Source organism: uncultured Muriicola sp. (genome assembly GCF_947258935.1).
Lineage (GTDB): Bacteria > Bacteroidota > Bacteroidia > Flavobacteriales > Flavobacteriaceae > Muriicola.
In genome coordinates this window covers 1-18,975 of record NZ_CAMYKH010000054.1, presented here as the reverse complement: position 1 = coordinate 18,975, position 18,975 = coordinate 1, and the positions used below count along the sequence as shown (strand labels likewise).

The following is an 18,975-nucleotide window of genomic DNA, read 5'->3' as shown; positions in this document are numbered from 1 at the left end:
CAGGAAAAACAATCCAGGTTATGGGACAGGTATTTACCTGTAGCGATTATATCTGTACTGTCTGGCATGGGAATAGCCTCTGTTGGCATTGGAAAAGGTTTCCAGGCGAGGCGAGTGAGCATCTTGGTTAAAAAAGAAGGTTCCGAGGGCGTATCTGGTGTGGAGTTGGCAGCCACCATAGGATCATCAGAGCGTAAAAAGGCAATGATAGCATTCACATCCTCATCTGCCATGACCGGTAGCTTGGCCATATAAGGCGGACTATATTGCCCATTCCTTTTTATTCCGGTACGGATAAGGTAGAGCAGTTCCGCATCTGTCCAGTCGCCTATACCATACTCTTTATCCTGGGTTATGTTCTGCGAATAGATGGTTCCAAATTCCTTGGGGGCATCCAGCATTTGGGTGCCAGTTAGTTTCCCGGTGGCTTTGTTCATATGGCAATTGGCACAGAGCATGGAAGCCAGTTTCTTGCCACGGGCTAAGGCCTGTGGCGTGGCCACCGCTGTGTATTCTATTTTTTCTATCTCATAGGAAGGGATATCAGTAGCACCTATATAAAGGCCTATAGCTAATAATACGAGGATTAAAATCCCCATCACGATTCCGAAATATTTGATTGTTTTTCTCATATTGAATAGGTTTAAGGGTTGATTAAACTTCTTAATTATAAAAATAAGGAAAATATCAAATGGATTATTTGATTTCCAAGATACGGTTACGCAGGCCTATGGATTGAATATTGTTAACTTGATTAAGGGAAATGGCTGTTGCCAAAATAACTTCCGCTTCTTTGGAGGATATTATTTCTGATACTTTAATGGGTTCTTTGGTTTTACCTATATGTATCTCGGCATTTTGGACGTCGTCTAACAATCATGCCACGTCTTTAGTATTGCTCCAAAAGACGTGTAACACATCGCTATTAATTCCCATTTTTTTGTAGTAAGGTCTCACAAGTTCAACACTGAGTTTTTACCAGAATTTTTCTGTTTCCTGTAAAGCAACTATATCAGATGTTCAGATAGACAACAGCCTGTATAAGCACCTATTGGTAATAAGCCGCAGATTCCCGGTGCTGATAAGGCCATTATTGTTAGCATCGAAGGCAGGGTCTAACAATACCGTGCGAAAATGGCAAATGGTACTATCATAGCTAGCTAATTCCGGATTATCTATCTATTTTAATATTGTCTGAGAAGAATGGACGATGGAGGTGCGCATCGCAATCTTTTCATATAATTGCTCAAGATTAGCCATATATTATTCTTGTAATTGTTGTAGAATGAGTTGCTCTTTAGCCTTGTCCTTACGCTCTTCATTCATGGTATTGATCTGCAGGGCTATCAGGATCCCGATAACCACCAGGAGAATTTCACCGATAGCGTATTTTAAGTATTTGGATGTTTTACTCTGAATAAAAAAGTTTTGGCGGAGGTGACTAAAAAGTAGGTCAAATATCGTTACTTAATTTAAAATATTCCTGCATGGGGATAAAGTAATGTTCATGCCATCCCAGTTCATAATTGGGTTGTCCTTCAGGGATGTTGGAATGTACCAAGGTTAGTTCACAACCACCTGGAATTTCTTTAAAGTAAATTGTAAGCTGGGAGTCTTCGTCGGTCTCCTTAAATTCGGAGGTGCGCCAGCTTTGTACAATTTTGGAATGGGGTTTCAATTTTTTATTTACACCCCAGATATAGCCGTCCCAGGCAGTGAATTCATCACCTTCTTCCATGTTGGCGGTGGCTTCTCCACCCGTCATTTTGGAATGTTGTCCGCCATCAAGCCATGCATTGTATAGTTCTTCCGAAGATACGGGGAATGTAGCCTCTAATTTAAAGGATTTTTTCATGCCTCTACAATTTAGTTATCGATTGATCGCTATTGGGACTAAATTTAATGAATAAAGGAGAGGACGACCTATTTGTAGTAATTGTAAATTATACTTCGCATAAGCTCGCAATTAAATTATGGTAATTTCTCAATATAATAGAGGACAAAGTCCTCATTTTCTTTTTTGTGATAATAGAGGCCATTATCATCAGCTGAAAAGGTAGGACCTTCAACAAAGCCGGTGATCTCAGTAATCTCCTGTGGCTCTGAAAATGGCAAGCTTGTATCCGTTCTAGTGGCAATATAGATATGGGCTTCGGAATCAACTGATATGGCACCGATAATTCGCGTAAAGCAGAGCTCCAGTTCATCTTTGGAAATGGCCGCAGCGTATTCCAGATCATCCGTATTAATATTGGCCAAGATTGTTGCACTATTAGGATCTCTTTGAAACTCATTCCCATTTTTACGTGCAATGGAGAAATTAGCCTGGCGAGGTCCGCCATTCTCATCATATAGGCCATCTACAAAATAGAGACTTTGGCCATCATTGGAAACTTCCACATCAAAATTTAACCAACCCGGCTCGTTAAGTGACAAGTTTTCAACTGCGGAGATATCGGAAAGGCTACCCTCACTGTAATTACCTGTATAAATAGACTGCAGCGTTTGGAAATAGTCGCCCGTATACACATAAAACATGGTATTATATTGGTCCATGGTAGGTACACCTTCCAGGCTTTCTGTGGCCACTCCCTGTAGTTCACCCTGATATTCGAACAGGGTATTGCTGATCCTTGTACTCCAATGCAAATTGGTATCTACGGAAGGATTGTTAAGGTTGTTAAAGAAGAGCGTATTGCCATCTCTACTCAGAAATGGTTCCATGATCTGTCCGTCATATCCCTGTACAGTAACCCGTTGCGGACTTCCGAATGATATGGTTGTATCAACAATTAATTCCTCGTCTTTGGAAGAACTGCAACTAATAATTAGCAACGTAAGTGTTGCAAGGAAGAGGGTGCGGAATTTCATGTGTTTATTTATTGATAAGACTGCGTTTTTAGAAAAAGGTTTCATCTGGGCGCTCTTAATCCTGCAAAAAGGCAAGGCATTGGCATACTTTAAACGAAAATTGCAGTAGAATATTTTAGTCTATGTCTCAAGCAATAAAGAGGTGAATCCGATTTTGGATCGTGGGATTTAAAAGGAATTTTATAGGGTTGAATTTAAATGGGCTATTCCAATACTTCATAGACGGTGATCACCTCCTTTTTATTCTTAAGTTGAATGTCACCAATCTTTTTACATTGAAAGGCTTCTTTCACCTGTTCATAACATGCTTCAGAGATCAGGATCTGGTTTTCCGCTGCCGCATTTTCTAGTCGGGCTGCAATGTTTACCGTATCGCCAATAACCGTAAAATCGAGGCGTTTAAGGCTGGAAGAGCCAATATTTCCGGAGACCATTTCCCCGCTGTTGATCCCTATGGAGACCCTGGGACGGTACCCTCCCATTTCCTTTAATTCCGGAAGTCTACTTATTTGCTGCCGTATGGCCAGGGCGGTATCCAGGGCGCGGTCCAGGTGATAATCCCCTCTAAAGACTGCCATGATGGCATCGCCCATAAACTTGTCTATATAGCCTTCTTGTGCAATGATCTCTTGTACCATGGTATCAAAATAGGAGTTGAGCATACTTACAACAACATCCGGGCTGGTAGTTTCGCTTAGAGAAGTGAATCCGCAGACGTCAATAAACATTACGGTTGCAGTGACATTCTCATTGGCCATAACGGTAGATTCGTATTCCTTACTCCCCATAAAATTGAGCATGGTAAGGTCCTCAAAATTGATAGGTTTGGTGATAAAATCGAATGCCCCGCGGTTCATAGCGGTACGTATGTTGGCCATATCCCCGTAGGCAGACACCATGACCGATTTTAGCAGGGGGTTTAATTCACTTAGTTTGGTAAGCAGGGTGAGGCCATCCATTTCCGGCATGTTGATGTCGCTAAGCACTAAATCCATATTGGGGTGGGCAATTAGTTTTTCAAGGGCATCTACCCCATTGATGGCAAAGACAAATTCGTATTCGTTTTGCCGAATCTGTTTGCGGAATTTTTGTTTGATTAGGACCTCCAGATCCTTCTCATCATCTACCACCAAAATTTTAGCCATTACAATATTGCTTTTAATTTTTCCTTTAAGATACCAAATTCAACCGGTTTAGTGAGGAAGTCATCTGCCCCCAGTTTCATGGCAGTATCGTAATTTTTCTTATCTCCATAGGCCGTGATCATCATAACCACCGGTGGCGGTTTAAGATAATTCTTCTTTATTTGTTCCAGCAGCTCCAGGCCACTCATCCCAGGCATGTTGATATCCGAAAGGATAAGTACAGCTTCATGGTTGTGTTTATCCAAATAGGTTAACGCCTCTTCCCCGGAAAATGCAAAGGCAAAAGTAAGTTCCTTATTCCGGATCTCTTTTCGGAATCTCTGCTGGAACAGTACCTGTACGTCCCTTTCGTCATCTACCACTAATATTTTCATGGGTGTTGTGGATTATTGGTTAGTTATTTTTTTCTTTTCCTTTACGCCGGGTAGGATTATAGTAAAGGTGGTTCCTTCCCCTTCTTTGGAAGCTACCTTTAATTCTCCTCTGTGTCCCTTAGTGACAATGTCATAGCTCATACTCAGGCCTAAGCCCGTGCCTCTTCCCGAAGGTTTTGTTGTAAAGAACGGCTCAAATATCCTCTGAATGATCTTTTGCGGGATGCCATTTCCATTATCCTTTACTTCGATCTCAATCATTTCCCCGACCTTTTTAGTAGTTACACCTACCGTAGGCTTATATTTAACATCCTCCGAAGCCTTGGCTAAGGAGGCGCGTTCCTGTACTGCATGGAAGGCATTGGTTATGAGGTTCAGGATCACCCTGCCCATATCCTGTGGAATGATCTCTATCTTTCCTATATTCTTGTCAAAATCTGGGCCATCACATTTACTTTTCCTGTAGAGTCATCAAAATCCGTCTCCAAAGTGGCATTAAACATTTTGTCCTTTGCTCTAAGTCCGTGATAGGCAAGTCTAAGATATTCGTCTGCCAGCACATTGATATCTGTGGGTTCCTTTTCCCCACTACTGGCGCGGCTATGCTGTAACATTCCTTTTACGATGCCATCTGCACGTTTCCCATGGTGGTGGATCTTCTCGAGGTTTTGTATGATATCTTTCGCCAGGGCTTTTACTTCTTCCACAGCGCCCTTTTGCATTTCTTCAAGCATTTCCTCTATAAGCTCCACGCTCACCTCCGAGAAATTGTTGACAAAGTTCAGCGGATTCTGAATCTCGTGGGCGATCCCAGCGGTAAGCTCTCCCAGAGAGGCCATTTTTTCCGACTGTACAAGCTGGTTTTGTGTGGATTTAAGCTCACTCAGGGTAATATCTACACGCTTTTTGGCTTTTTCCAATTTACTAAAGTCTTCGTATCGGGCATAGGCAATCGAAAAAGCATCGGCCAGGGATTGTACCGATTCGATCTGCTCTTGCGTCAAAGGTTCAATATTCCCAACATATAACATCCCCTGTCTAAAGGGTACAAAATGCAGGTGAAGCGATTCCGGTGGTTGTTCTGCTCCCTGGTAAACCTTCTTGTTTTTAATCTGGCCCAGGTCTGTCATGGTCTTCATGAAGGCTGTAAATTGTTGTTTGTCCCAATGAGCCTTGTATACCTTTCCTTTTCGCCAGTGTACTACAGATTGAGCTGTTAGTTTGTTGACATTGAAGGGTAATTGCATCACTCCAAGCGAATGCCCGTCCGGGGCAGAGAGATGCACCTGTATCGTTTTATTAGTCTCTTCAATAATAAATACTCCGCAACGGATAAATGGAATGCCGAGAGTGGTGAGCTCATTCCATACCAGGGGAGTGATACGTTCCAGGTCCTCCGCAGACCGCATACTGGAAATTTGCCCGCGCACCCGGTCCAGTGACGCTTGTTTAACCGCATTTTTTGCCCTGTCTTCTGCTAGTTGCAGATCCAGGAACCTTCTGTAGGTCTGACCAAAAACTGCTGCAAACCTTGCTAATATTTTAGATGATTCTTCTGAAATGGGATTCTCAGAAAACGCAAAAATAATTCCTGAAGAAAAAAAGAAACTTCGATGAAACTCTTGTTTCGGCAATGTTTCCAGATTGGCATTCATTGGGTATTCAGGTTCATTATTGAGGGCCTCATAATATTTTCTTATATCCTTACCGGTATAGTGGTATGAATATCCAGTACTTCCTTTTTTCCAGGCTTTTTTAAGTCCCACCAACATAGGATGTATGGTCATATCTAACATCCCCGTTATTAATTTTATTGTTCCATCGGAACTTTTGTTCACTGACCTGGTTTCCATCCTCTTATGACCTTCAAGTATGCCTATTCCACAACGGATAGATTGATCGAGGTCTAAATTCATTACTTCATCAAATAAAGAAATAACTATGTCCTCTAAATCTTCACTATTATGCATTGCCATTGTCTTGGAACGCACTCTTTCCAGGGCCCCTTCAATCTGAGCTTCTCTTGCCTGTAATTCTGCCTTCTTGATATCCAGAAAACGCTGATACAAACGCCCAAACTCCTTGGCAAAGCGGATCACGATATCTTTTTCCTCTTCGGTGGCCTTTCGCGAATGGTTAAACCCAATAAAGCCGTATTTACAATGCCCTTGAGTGGTATACAGTCCGTCGGGAAAGTCCGAAGGATGTATTTTCTGTCCTTCCGGAAGGGCACTCATCACCTCATCGAGCAACTCCCACACAGCCGGCAATATTTCCGGGGGATAATCAATGCAATCTATGGCATGCAGTTCGCTTTTTTTCCAGTTGGCAAAGGAGGTTTTCCAGCTTTCTACCGCATTCACATCGATCAGTTGTTCGGCGATAACACGTTTCTTCCCACCCCTTGTGATACGCAGGGTAAAGGTCTCATTGGCTTCATCGAAGAGGGTTAGATGGGTAAGCACCGGGTTGATCCCCAGGAAATCGAACTGATCAAATAATATCCCTAAAACATCCGTCAGCTCATCCGTATGGTGCATGGCCATGGCACGAGACCTTACCCTTTCCAGAGCCACCTCTATCTGTGCTTCCCGTGCCTGGGCTTCGGCTTTTTGCAGGTCTAAAAAGCGCGTATAGGCTTGTTCAAAAACTAGTGCAAATCTTTTAAAAATTGAATTTTCTTCTTCAGTAAAAGGGATGGCCCTGTAATTACCAACATACAGGTCAATATTCTCTAGTAAAAAGCTTGACCGGGCAAAACCCGGGGCATTCAAAATATATTCTTTTACGGCATCCGGAAAATATTTTAAGTTGGAGTATTTAAACAGATGTGCGTTCCATTCCCTGTTTTCTTCAGGGGTAAAAACATCAGCCAAAAAAGTAGTTTTTGTCTTTTTAGCATTATACACTCCTTTTAGTACCGGACTATCCATGGTGGGCACCTCCATGAGTATTGGCTTTGGTTGCCCCCTTGAGGTCATCCAAAAGGTGAAGTCGCCCTCCTGCTTGTTTTTTGCGAAACTGACTAGATCAAAATTTAATTTTAGTTCTTTTAATTGATTGGAGACTACTTCAATTACATCTAGCATTTCGCTACTCTCATGCATGGCCATACTTCTGCTTCGTACTCTTTCCAATGCCGCCTCTATCTGAGATTCCCGAGCTTGGGCTTCTGCTTTTTGTAGGTCGAGGAAACGGGTGTAGGTCTGACTGAAAACGCCTGCAAACCGTATTAGCAACTGCAAAATTTCATCGGCGATCGGTTCATTCGTTGTAAAAAGAAGGAATCCGTGCGAAAAAAAGGCTGCTTGCTGCACCCTGCGGCCTTTTATATGACTATCATCAACGAATAACTTCACTTCCTCTCTGATAAATTTCAGCCACTCTTTCAGATCTTGTCCTGAAAGGTCCGCAACGTAAGAATTATCACCTGCTTTCCAGGCTTTATGTATTTTGATCATAATTGGAGAGCGCTCCCAGGAGCCGGCAAATTTCTTATTTAGCTTACTCCCTAATTGATCCGTAGGCCACAATTCTAGTTTCCTGGTATCCTCTTTGAAAATACCGATACTCATGCGATCAGGGATATTCCCCAATAATGAAAATTGTTTGTAAAGCACCAGGGCAGTTTCGGCCAACTCCTCACTTTTGTGCATGGCCATGGTCCTGGTACGAACTCTTTCCAGGGCTCCTTCAATCTGTGCTTCTCTTGCCTGGGCCTCTGCTTTTTCCAGATCCCTGAATCGGATATAGGCCTGTTCAAATACCCTGGCAAAGCGTTTCAGGAGTTCATTTTCTTCTACAGTGTAGGGTTCACTTGTGTAGCGGGCTATTTGTATTCCCGAATTCTTAGCGAAAGCAATGGAGGTAGAAAATGCTGAGGAGGTAACCATCTTTTTCTTAAGAGCTTTGGGGAACTCCCCATGAGTGAGCAGGTGATTAATGTATTCTTCTTTGATCTTGCCCTTATAGGTCCTGGCAAACAGATCGGGCCGTTCTTTAATTGCCTTATTATAATCGCGCTGTACTTTGGTGTCATTATTATACGGAATGCGAAGGGCCTTCCCCATGGGAGCGCCACCTATCCAGACATCATAATCCTTTTTTGCTTCTATGACCCCGCTCATCCCGACAGCATCCATCTCTACGCCTAGTTCCTGGAGCTGTTCATATATCGCATTGGCGACCTGTTGCATTTCCGCTGTGGTATGCATGGCCAGGGACTGCGACCGTACTTTTTCCAGGGCAGCTTCGATCCGTGCTTCCCGGGCCCGGGCCTCTGCTTTTTCGATATCGAGAAATCGCTGGTACACACGTTCAAATTCTGTGGCGAATTTTGTTAAGATCTCCTTTTCTTCTTCGGTAGGTAGTCTTGTGTGGTTGTATCCTATATACCCAAAACGGGTATGCCCGTGCATGGTGTATCCGCCCTCCGGAAAATGGGCGGGTGTCATCTGTTCATCCGCTGGCATCGAAGAGAAGGTCTCCTCAAACAACTCAAAGAGTTTTGGTAATATCTCTTTGGGATAATAGACGACCTCTACAGCTTCGGAGGTGTCTGTTTTCCATTTGTCGTATAATTCCTTCCAAACCTCCAGGCTATCTATTGCCACAGTTTGCGACCCCTGCGTCCTGGCCCCTGAAGTTCCTGTTGCCCTATAGGTAAGCGCCCTTTCTTCTGAGCTGAAAAGACTGAGAAAAGCACTGATAGGTTTTATGCCCAGCACATCAAACTGCTGGAATAGAACGCATAGTACATCGTGCAACTCTTCCGAAGATTGCATGGCCATGGCCCTCGCACGGATCCTTTCCAGGGATGTTTCTATCTGTGCTTCCCGGGCTTGGGCTTCTGCTTTTTGTAGGTCTAAAAAGCGAGTGTAGGTCTGCTGAAAAACTTTGGCAAAACGCCTGAGGATATCATTTTCCTCGCTGGAATATGGTGTTCCGGAGAAATTTTCAATATAGAGGCCAATATCTTTTTCTATAACAGTTGATATGGCCAGTCCGGGACAACTGAAATAAAAATCTCGTGCCTTATTAGTCAATCCTTCAATGTGAGGCAGCAGTACTTTATAAAAACTGTTCTTTTCATCAAAGTCCAGTTGAGTGGTAAAGAAATCCTTCCCCTTTTTTTTCGCTTCTGAGAATTGCCTGTCCCAGACCAGGTCAAGATAAGGGACAGTAACCTTCGCTGGAATATCCTGTGTTTCGGCAATCCAAAAATGCCAGTCCTTTTTGGGTTCATAATCAACAACAATACCTGCATGCTCTGCATTGATGCTCAAGTGTGCCAATTGATCGAAGATTACCTTTACCACATCCTTGAGCTCTTCACTATTTTGCATGCCCATGGTCCTTGAACGCACCTTTTCCAGGGCCAATTCTACCTGTACTTCCCGGGCCTGTTGTTCGCTCTTTAAAAGATCTTCAAATCGTTTATGTGCCAGATCAAAGGCCCCGGCAAAGCGTACCAAAAGTTCGAGTTCTTCCTTAGGAACTTCTTCCACTACTCCAGGCAAACTATAGCCTATTTCCCCATGGGTGGTCCTGGCCATGATGAAGGTGAGACCTCCAATATGACGAATATCATCTTCACTTGGGGCGTTGGGATCTACCTGTTGAAAGTCGCCCAGTGTTACCATTTTATTCACGTAGACAAGGGCCGATTCTACATCCATTGCATAAATAACCGTAGGTTTCTTCCCTTTTTCCCATTTGGCCAAAAGTGGAATATCCCCATGCATATGGCGGGGCAGATTCATCACCATGCCAATTCGGGTCCCGTCCCCAGAGGTCATGGCTTTTTCATAGATCTCTGGCAGCCATCGCATATGCCAGAAGTAGTGTGCTTCATGCCCCAGATTGATGAATTCAGTACGCATGGTGACCACAATATCGAGCAGGTCCGTAGATTCTCTCATGGCCATGGCCTGTGCACGGATCCTTTCCAATACGGCTTCTATTTCGAGATCCCTGGCTTGAGAGCTGAGCAGGGCATCCTTTTTATGGAGGGTCTTTTCCGTTTTCTCCAGTTCCTTTCGAATACGCTCCTTTTCCTTAGCCGGGATGGAGTCGGTCTTTATGAGGGCATTTAAAATATTTTGAAGGGTAGGGTTCATTTATTGGTTTCGGAAATTAAGGCCTCCGGAATTATTGGTTGGTTGGTTCATTCGGTGAAAAGCTTTAAGATGCATAAGAACACCATTGCTTCCGTTTAGAAAGTTACTAAAAAAACAAATGAAGCCCCTAGTTATTTTCAGGTGCAGTTTTGTGTGCAGACAGATGTTTTACAATAGCCGGCTTTATTTTGTCGTAATCGGTTTGTATAAGCCAATGCCCTGCTTCTAATTCCAGAAAGGTATACGGGCCTTTCATATATTGATGACCCAGGGTAACTCCTTTGGCCCCTATGGCCATGTCCTTGTTTCCCCAAATAAAAAGCGTTGGCACTTCTATGTCACCAATATCTTCGGTACGCGATTTCCCAAAATTGGCACGGTAGTAATTTAAGGCGGCAGTCAATACCTTTTTTTCCCGAAAGGTGGCCAGGTAGTCCTCCAGTTCTTCTTCACTGCTGTGTTTCCAGAGTTTGCGAAACAGCTTAAAGTCGTTCTTCCTAATAGTGTATTCTGCTACAAAAGGAATGACCAGCATTTTAATGTATTTACTGCGTTCTTGCTGATCTGCATCTGTTTGCAGGGCCTCAAAAAATCCTTTTAAATGAGGAACAGAAAGTGCAGAATAACTCAGTATGTTGGAGGAATGATGATAGGCCAGGTACCAGCCAATAACAGCACCCCAGTCGTGCGCGATTATATGAAATCTAGTTTTCCCAAGGGAATTTGCCAGATCTAACACATCCTGACTAAGCTTTTCTACTGAATACTGTTTTTTGCCTCTGGGGCAGGCATTTTTGCTATAGCCCCTCATGTTGGGGGCTACACAATAAAATCCCATTGGGGCGAGGTCTGCCATAAGGGTTCGCCACATAATGGAGGTTTCCGGAAAGCCATGAAGCAAAATGAGCAATTCATCACTTTCATTTCCGTCAATCCGGCAGTCGAATTGAAGGGATCCCAGGGTAATTTCTTTAGTTCCCGGCATGGTGGATAATTAAATATTAAGACAAAATCCCTTAAAAATACCTGTTATTTTGGCTCCAGTGACATTACATAGTCATAACTCTCGTTGAGGTATTTGGCAAGTGTGTCGAGATCTGCCCACATCTTTTCGGGGATAAGGACATAGCCTCTCATGGTAGCGCCATAGGATTTGAAATAGGTGGTATCCCATTCTTTCATATAGCGCAGTTGTGCATCTTTGGAAAAGCGGATCCCGAACTGCCCGGATTTATTTAGCAGGGAGAACATATACCCATTCGCTGAAGTATACGGCATTGTTTTTCCTTTTCTTTTAAATCGGGGACATTTTTCAACCAGGGCATCGTACAGGCTTAGTTTATCTATCCACATAGCTGTTTTATTAAGGTTCTATTGCAATACATTTCATATTCTACGGTTGAATAAACCAATGCACATAGCCACAGGAATCACAGACGTAGTTCTGTGCTTCTTTATTGGCCCAGTCTAGCTTAAAGAATGTCATTCCCTTTGTATTCATCAGGGTTTTTCGCATCCAAAACGTATCGTTTTTACAAACAGGACATTCCAGGGTGTTCCCGTTTATGCTACGTTGTTTTGCTTCCGGTTTTTCTTTCATTGGTTTATCAGATGAACTTATTATTGTGCTTTCTCATAGGCTTCATTAAGCCAGGTAAGGAGTTCTTTGTCTACGTCTTCGGGTTTTTCCAGACGGACCCTATGGGTACACATGGTGCCGAATGGACCGGAATTTTCCAATCGGGTCGTAAGCGGTTTCCCAACGAGTTTAAGTCCCAGATCTAAGCGTGTTTTGGTCGCAGGGGTAATAAGCGCAAATTGTTTTTTCCGGATAAAGCTTACGCTTGTCTTTTTAGGGGTGATGGTAACATCTGTCCCTAATTTATTAACCGCGTCTCTCACTTTTTCAAAGATCGGAAAGAGGTGTTCTTTTCCCTTGTATTGAGCTGTTGTAAGATCATCTGGGGAAGCCCCTTGATCTTTGGAAAGGTGTACAATGGTATTAGCAAAACCATGGGTAACGCCGTGTTCTTTTTTAAGGAAATTTACTGCTTCGGAGTGTTTAGAAAAGGACTTACTCAGAAGTAATTTTTTCCATGCTTCCAGAGACTTCCCAGTCTTTTCAGGCATGTTGGCTATCATGCTTTGTAGGGCCGGATCCATATTGTTGAGTTTTGGTTGTTCTTATAAAAGTAACCTTTTCTTTTGATGTAAAAAAAGGGCACGGAAGACTCCTCTTACCGTGCCCAAAAGGTAACCAACCAACTCAAACCGGTTGCGACTCTCGCAACCAATTTATTTTATTTGCTTTCTACTTTGGGGCTTCGCTGTGGGTCTATAGCTCCCACTGAATAGCCTGCAAAGTTTATTAGGTAGTCCTGCAAAGTAGTGCCGTAAGCATCTGCCACCTGATATGCCCCATTGGAGCGTAAAAATTTTTTTACGTTACCAGCACCCGCCAAATGGGCGGCCGCCAGTATTCCGGATTCTGTGATCAGAATACCTTTGATAACTGTTCCTGTAAAGCGCTTGAGATCTCTTCGCAAGATCCATTTATTACGAGCAATATTGGCATCAAATACACGCTCCTGCAATTCCGGAGAACTCAGGAATTGCTGTTCCGAAATTTTGCCCAATAAGGCAAGTGTACCTATCCCAAACTGATATTTACCCATATATCCCAGAGTGTTTACAATACCATAACGGCCACGGGATTCCTTAAAGGCAAGCGCCTCCTTAAAGCCTGTATAGGAGTCCCCTACAAAGGGTGGGGTAGTTATTACACCCGCATTTTCTGTAGGGATATTTCCTTTTTCCAAAGGAAATACGACTAAAGCCGGCAGGAAATTCACCATGGCCGATGGTAGTTTTTGTTCAATTATGATATTAGTTGTCTTTTTTTCCGGGAGGGTAGTAAATCCATAGCTACCCAGGAAAGCGACTCCAAGAAGCAAACCAAAAATATGCGGTATCAACTTCATAGGATCCAGTATAGAATGGTTAGTAATAATCCTATGATGCTCAATACCAATAGAATTTTCTCAAAGGTTTTTTTCATACTTATGTCTTCATTGTATTCTGCCCGCATCGTTCTATAAGTTAGTATGTGAATTATTGACTTCTATCTTTTCTTCTGCACCAGATCTTATATCATCTCCAAAGGCCGCACCAATAAAAAGCGTGTCTTCTGTGAATTGACTATTTTGATCATACTTTGGCTTTTTACTTCTTAATTTCCATTGACTTTTTTGCCAGTTTTCTATTCTTCTTTTCATTTGTTGGTGGGGGGATTATAATTGACCTGTTAGAGAGTATATGGCTACTGTTGGACCTTTTTTAAGGATGTTGCGCCAGAATTTTTTTAAAATCCGCTTGCGTCGATTATGCGATAATGACACTTTCTTTTTTTTGTTCATTTTCCGAAGGCGACGATCATTATAAATAGTTGGAATTATAAGGATCACTGCAACGATAAAAACCAAAAGGCTGATTATAAAAAGCGTTTCAACTAAATAAGGTACTTCCATCTTTTTCTGTGTTTGAGTGGTTCACTTTCCATGGTATCAGTTTGCTAAATGATGTCCATATTGGAAAACGGTCAAAAATAGGAAGTGAACAATGCTGGGAAAGGATTGCCTCGCAGTCAAAATTTTAACTCGATAAACGGTATGAAATAATCGATGAAATACACTAAAGTAGGGTAAAACCTACAAAAAAGAATGTTATACGTTGGTGTTTAGGACTGATAAATATCTAAGAGTGAAGTAGCATAAATATGTTTTGAAGCAATTCTTCCTTGTCAAATGGTTTTGCAAGCACGGTATTCATCCCGGCTTCTTTATAGGCTTGCATATGGTCCTCATAGGCATAAGCCGTCATCCCAATGATGGGTAGTTGTTTTACATTTTTAAAGGGAAAGTCGCGTATAATCCTGGTAATATGATCGCCACGTGTATTTGGGAGATTAATGTCCATCAAGATAAGATCGTACTCATTTTGAATGACTGTTTCCAAAACCTCCCCACCATCCGTAAGCACATCAATATAAAATTGGTCCGAATCCATGAGCATCTTAAAGAGAACAGTTAGTACTCTCTCATCATCTTCTACAAGCAAGAGTTTGTATTTCCTGCCGGGGCTGCCCATTTTTCGCGAGGTAGCTGCAGATCCAATATCTATCTGCTGTTGCATGGCAGATTGCAGAGGAACTTTTAAGCCCAGATCAAATGAAAATGTTGATCCTTTCCCAGTCGCTGAATGCAAAACAATAGTGCTGTCCATGAGCGCTAAAAGACCTTTTACGAGGGCAAGGCCAAGGCCGGTTCCCTGCTGTTTGTCGGGAGAGGCCAGTTGGGAAAACGTTTCAAAAATAGTTGGTTGCTTATCTTCCGGTATGCCGGGTCCACTGTCCGTTACCTCAAAATGCAAATGCACTTTATTGGCCCATTGCTGATTAAATCCCACGGTGAGGGACACGCTGCCTTTAACTGTATATTTTAGTGCATTATCTAATAAATTGGTAAGTACCTGATACAGACGAAGTCTGTCTCCTTCAACATATTCGGGAACTTGTTTGGCTGCTTTATAAGTAAATTGAAGTCCCTTCGCTTTTGCTTTGGTCTTATAGGTGAAAGATAAAAGATCCAGCATCTTATGAAGGTTGAATAGGGTATTCTTCATGACCAGTTTCCCGGATGCGATCATACTGATGCTCAGGGTATCCTCCAGTAATAGTTTTAAGTGCGTATTAGAATCTCGCAATACCTCCAGTAATTGTTCTTGTTCACTGCTCAATGAAGTATCGCTGAGGATCTGGGTAATGGCCATGCTGCTCATAAGTGGGTTTCGCAATTCATGACTAAAATTTTGAATAAAGAGATTTTTAAAGCGCTCTCGTTCTTCGAGTTCTGTGTTCTTTAAAACGATCAGCTCTTCGTTTATGATCGACTCATTACGGGCCTGGGCCACTGCCTGGTATGAATTATAGTGTTCTGTCAGATCATGGATCACAAGTAACATTCCCTCCTTTTTCCGAACCATGTCTATGTCTGCAATAAGATCTTCTGTTCCAAGATCCAGGTGCACGCAATAGAATGAAAATTCCGGGTTGGGCATAGCTAGCAGTGCGTCGAGCGATTCAAAAAAGGGGTGTAGTTCTTTTAGATTTTGTCCTTTTTTTATGGGTAACAAAATACCTGTGTATTCCAAAACCAACCCCAGCTGATCTATCAGGACAAATTGCTGACGTTGCTTGTTGTAGTCTTGTTTGTAATGATCAAGCATCTGTATTTAAAAGTGTTGCAAGGTTCAGAAATACATCTTCTACCGTATCGCCTGTCTTAGCACTCGTTAGAAAGTCATGAGAAATATTGTGAGAAAGCAACAGTTCGTTGAGGTCTTTTTCGGATACCAGATCTTTTTTATTTCCCACAACCAACAAGGGTCTTTCAGGAAGCTTTTTTGAGACGATCTTTAGATCAGAGTTAAGTTGTTGAAAGGTGGAGGGCCTGGTAACATCGAATACAAATATTACACCATGTGTACCAAGTAAGTAGGCATCGCGGACCTGATCCAGGGAATCTGTGCCTTCCAGATCCCAAAGGATCATGGAAATGCTTTCTTCTGCAGAAAGGGTTACTACCTTTTTGCTGATATGTACTCCAATGGTTACTTTGTATTGGTCGGAAAATTGATTGGTAACAAAGCGGCGTATCAGGGAAGTTTTACCTACCCCAAAATGTCCTAGGATCACAACTTTCTTAGATCTTTGCATCGCGGAAGCTTGCAGCAAGCTCTTGTTCCAAAAGTTCTTTTTCTATGGTTCGCACTTTCTTTTCCTTGCCTTCTTTGGAATTGAAGACCAGGTCCAGGTTCATAGCCATAAAATTATAGTAGAAATTAAAGATAATGTCTTGCAGTTTGTTCTTGGATTTCAAATGATAATTTCCAGATATAACTACGGCTACATAATGGGTCACAAAGCTCTGCAAATGAATATTATACAATTCATATTGAATGAGTTCCAGATTCTGATTCTTTTTCTTGAAAGCATCTTCCACAAAGCCCTTTATTGCTGTGAGCATTCCTGAGATCATTTCTTCATCAATAGAGTTGGTTACGGAATAACTCGCTTTCAGGATTCCGGTATCGCGCTCTATAAGCAGTACTTGTTCTATGGTAGCCGAAGCTAATTCGCGCATTAATAATTGTTCTTCCGTGGGCCCACCGAACCAGGAACGCATCTTGCGTTTCCAGGTTTTGATAAAACTAAGTTGATTGTCAATTTTTTCGGATAAGATCTTGATCTCCTGCGCCACATATTTTTTAACCATTTTACCCAGTACCGGGTATAAGGCGTCTACCACTTCATCTTTGTGATTTTTGATCTCTTTCTTAAGCGTGGCGGTAATGGTAGGCCCTAGCGTATCGGGCATACTTTTGGTAAAGGCATTTATCTTGTCATCTACTAAAGGATCTACTCTGTCAGCAAGTTTTTTTTGGTCATTAATGATGAGTTCCAGCAACTGTATACGCTTGGAAATATCTTCCACAGCCCCCCGGTCATCGGGGAATAGGAGTTCCTTGAGGGTCTCCAATTTCGCTTGTTCATCCATCTTTGTGACCATAGAGAAGGCTTATTTCTTTTGGATCTTTTCGCCCAATTGAATTAGGAGATCGCCTAATTCATTCTTGTCGAGCTGATTTTCTTCAAGGTCCTCAAAGCGGGTGTCTAGCTTGTCTTCCAATTCGGTGATACGGATATTGATGTCTGTGGAGACGTCGTCAATAGACATTCTAAGATCTGTACGAACTGCTTCTATTAGATCTTCCAGGGCCTTTTTCTTGGAAAGGATGTCCTTTTTTAGAAGTTCAAACTCAGAATCATAGGCCTGAATATTCTCTCCGAAGATCAGGTTTTTGATCAATTCAATTTTGGAAGCAGTTTCCAGGTCTTTCTTTTTGTTCCCTTCGGTCAAAGGGTATTCCTCATTCGTCATAGTGTGTGATTCTTAAAAGATCTATAATTGGTTGCCTAAAAAGCCTTTGTGAAAAGGACAAGGTCTCAAATATATGAAAAATTACATGTGCACCCTACAACTTTGGACTTTCCTATGCTTTTCATCGATAAAAGGAGTATTCGTGGGGTGTTTGGAGCCATTTCACCGATAAGGTAAAAAAGTAAGTAAAATACTGCAACCTATTTCTAGCTTATAAGACAAAAGGACGCCTTAAACTTGTGCGGTTAATTGGAAAATCTAGGAAGTAGTTAAAAAGACCCCATTGATTTCTTCTCCTGATTGTTGATTAATCCAAACTAAACAGCTCATCTACCTTACAATTAAAGATTTTTGCCAATTTTAGGCCAAGTTCCAGAGAGGGAAAGTACTTGTTATTTTCAATGGCATTAATGGTTTGCCTGGAAACCTCGAGTTGCTGAGCGATGTCTTCCTGTGTCATATTGTGCTGTACTCTGTGTATTTTAATAGTATTTTTCATAGTTAGGAGGCGTAGTGTTTATAAAGACTAAACCTGAGACGGAGGTTAAAGAAGAGGATAACGGTAAAGAGGTTAAAGATCAGGACATTAAAGTATATTATGTCATAGATCAAGAGTGTGGCTATAATGACCAGCCCGTAATTTATGTACAATGACCAGATCAGGGAATCTAGACGAAGTTTGCCAATTAGTTCGTCCTCTACTTTTTCTTTGCTAAAACTGTGAATAAGTCCGGAGACTATGATCAGTACTGTAAAAAGTTCGTCAAGGACTCCGTTCTTCATCCAACCACTTCCCCGGTCGAACAATCCATCAGTGCCGAAAAGATCGGGTACGGGAATTACCAGATAGTTGTCAAAGGCATCCGTATTCCACAAGATAAATCCTGTGATGAGTGAGAGATAAAAGACCCAGCCGGACAAGGTCTTAAAACGGTTTGGAAAGAGATAATTTTTCATATCGAACAATATTATGGAGCACTAATGTAAAAAATATTAGACTAAAAGTAAAAAATATTAGACATTATTATTTAATATGACATCATAATTATATCTGCATTCGTTAAAAACTGGATCAATAATTAGAAAGGGAGATCAATAATTATTTCTGTGTAACAGTGTTGATTGAAAAGTAATTGTATAAGGCATACCCCGAGACCAGCGCCCAGACGCCTTCCAGGATTACAAACGGCAGGTAGTTGATAAGATAGGAGGCAAGGCATGCCATGGAGGCTCCTACTAAATTAAGCAGAATAAAGGGTAGGTGTTTGCTCTCAAGTTTTGAGGTAACGTTCAGGAAATACGCCAATAATATAAGGAAGACACCACAGCTCCCAATCCAGTCAACAAGGGTCATATGCTTAATTTTGTATGAAGTTACCTATTCCCCAGACAAGGCTGGATATTTTTAAAAAAGATCTTAGCTAAACATGTTCTTTTATACCTTACTGGGTTTACCCATGAAGTAGAG

The 18,975-nt window shown here is 42.0% G+C and carries 21 protein-coding genes; all 21 read right to left on the bottom strand.

The features are described from left to right. A partial coding sequence (locus tag Q0X72_RS09850) for a cytochrome c (RefSeq protein WP_297764677.1) occupies positions 1-632 on the bottom strand: 632 nt, incomplete at its 3' end. A 631-nt stretch (positions 633-1,263) separates the two neighbouring features. Then, positions 1,264-1,365, bottom strand: coding sequence for a hypothetical protein (locus tag Q0X72_RS09845; RefSeq protein ID WP_297764675.1), 102 nt, complete (start codon positions 1,363-1,365; stop codon positions 1,264-1,266). Positions 1,366-1,453: 88 nt separating this feature from the next. Then, entirely contained in the window at positions 1,454-1,855 is a 402-nt protein-coding gene (locus Q0X72_RS09840) for an SRPBCC domain-containing protein (RefSeq protein ID WP_297764672.1), read from the bottom strand. A 116-nt stretch (positions 1,856-1,971) separates the two neighbouring features. Then, positions 1,972-2,871 carry a hypothetical protein gene (locus Q0X72_RS09835; RefSeq protein WP_297764669.1) on the bottom strand — a complete coding sequence of 300 codons (900 nt, stop codon included), beginning with the start codon at positions 2,869-2,871 and terminating at the stop codon, positions 1,972-1,974. A 203-nt stretch (positions 2,872-3,074) separates the two neighbouring features. Further along, on the bottom strand, positions 3,075-4,016 hold the full coding sequence (locus Q0X72_RS09830; RefSeq protein ID WP_297764666.1) for an adenylate/guanylate cyclase domain-containing protein: 942 nt from the start codon (positions 4,014-4,016) through the stop codon (positions 3,075-3,077). Then, on the bottom strand, positions 4,016-4,390 hold the full coding sequence (locus Q0X72_RS09825) for a response regulator (protein ID WP_297764663.1): 375 nt from the start codon (positions 4,388-4,390) through the stop codon (positions 4,016-4,018). The genes Q0X72_RS09830 and Q0X72_RS09825 overlap by 1 nt, the downstream gene beginning before the upstream one ends. A gap of 12 nt (positions 4,391-4,402) precedes the next feature. Continuing rightward, positions 4,403-4,783, bottom strand: coding sequence for an ATP-binding protein (locus Q0X72_RS09820; RefSeq protein ID WP_297764661.1), 381 nt, complete (start codon positions 4,781-4,783; stop codon positions 4,403-4,405). A 26-nt stretch (positions 4,784-4,809) separates the two neighbouring features. Further along, positions 4,810-10,509, bottom strand: coding sequence for a sensor histidine kinase (locus Q0X72_RS09815; RefSeq protein WP_297764658.1), 5,700 nt, complete (start codon positions 10,507-10,509; stop codon positions 4,810-4,812). Between the two features lie 127 nt (positions 10,510-10,636). Continuing rightward, positions 10,637-11,494 carry an alpha/beta hydrolase gene (locus tag Q0X72_RS09810; protein ID WP_297764656.1) on the bottom strand — a complete coding sequence of 286 codons (858 nt, stop codon included), beginning with the start codon at positions 11,492-11,494 and terminating at the stop codon, positions 10,637-10,639. Positions 11,495-11,538: 44 nt separating this feature from the next. After that, a complete protein-coding gene (locus Q0X72_RS09805; protein ID WP_297764653.1) occupies positions 11,539-11,862 on the bottom strand; it encodes a hypothetical protein in 324 nt (107 codons plus the stop codon). Between the two features lie 40 nt (positions 11,863-11,902). Continuing rightward, complete coding sequence (locus tag Q0X72_RS09800; RefSeq protein WP_297764651.1) at positions 11,903-12,109, bottom strand: hypothetical protein; 207 nt, start codon at positions 12,107-12,109, stop codon at positions 11,903-11,905. Between the two features lie 20 nt (positions 12,110-12,129). Beyond that, positions 12,130-12,672, bottom strand: a complete 543-nt coding sequence (locus Q0X72_RS09795) for a DUF4287 domain-containing protein (protein ID WP_297764648.1) — start codon at positions 12,670-12,672, stop codon at positions 12,130-12,132. 137 nt (positions 12,673-12,809) lie between these two features. Further along, on the bottom strand, positions 12,810-13,490 hold the full coding sequence (locus tag Q0X72_RS09790; protein ID WP_297764645.1) for a hypothetical protein: 681 nt from the start codon (positions 13,488-13,490) through the stop codon (positions 12,810-12,812). Between the two features lie 111 nt (positions 13,491-13,601). Then, positions 13,602-13,784, bottom strand: coding sequence for a hypothetical protein (locus tag Q0X72_RS09785; RefSeq protein ID WP_297764642.1), 183 nt, complete (start codon positions 13,782-13,784; stop codon positions 13,602-13,604). A gap of 478 nt (positions 13,785-14,262) precedes the next feature. Further along, positions 14,263-15,792 carry an ATP-binding protein gene (locus Q0X72_RS09780; protein ID WP_297764639.1) on the bottom strand — a complete coding sequence of 510 codons (1,530 nt, stop codon included), beginning with the start codon at positions 15,790-15,792 and terminating at the stop codon, positions 14,263-14,265. Beyond that, positions 15,785-16,282: a Rab family GTPase gene (locus Q0X72_RS09775; RefSeq protein ID WP_297764636.1), complete on the bottom strand. Its 498-nt coding sequence runs from the start codon at positions 16,280-16,282 to the stop codon at positions 15,785-15,787. Before Q0X72_RS09775 ends, Q0X72_RS09780 begins: the two co-directional genes overlap by 8 nt. Continuing rightward, positions 16,269-17,135: a cell envelope biogenesis protein OmpA gene (locus Q0X72_RS09770; protein WP_297764634.1), complete on the bottom strand. Its 867-nt coding sequence runs from the start codon at positions 17,133-17,135 to the stop codon at positions 16,269-16,271. The genes Q0X72_RS09775 and Q0X72_RS09770 overlap by 14 nt, the downstream gene beginning before the upstream one ends. Positions 17,136-17,144: 9 nt before the next feature. Then, positions 17,145-17,507 carry a fructose 1,6-bisphosphatase gene (locus Q0X72_RS09765; RefSeq protein ID WP_297764632.1) on the bottom strand — a complete coding sequence of 121 codons (363 nt, stop codon included), beginning with the start codon at positions 17,505-17,507 and terminating at the stop codon, positions 17,145-17,147. Between the two features lie 307 nt (positions 17,508-17,814). Continuing rightward, positions 17,815-18,006, bottom strand: coding sequence for a helix-turn-helix transcriptional regulator (locus Q0X72_RS09760; protein ID WP_297764630.1), 192 nt, complete (start codon positions 18,004-18,006; stop codon positions 17,815-17,817). 2 nt (positions 18,007-18,008) lie between these two features. Continuing rightward, positions 18,009-18,464, bottom strand: coding sequence for a hypothetical protein (locus tag Q0X72_RS09755; protein ID WP_297764628.1), 456 nt, complete (start codon positions 18,462-18,464; stop codon positions 18,009-18,011). A 142-nt stretch (positions 18,465-18,606) separates the two neighbouring features. Then, positions 18,607-18,861: a hypothetical protein gene (locus tag Q0X72_RS09750; protein ID WP_297764626.1), complete on the bottom strand. Its 255-nt coding sequence runs from the start codon at positions 18,859-18,861 to the stop codon at positions 18,607-18,609. Positions 18,862-18,975: the final 114 nt, after the last annotated feature.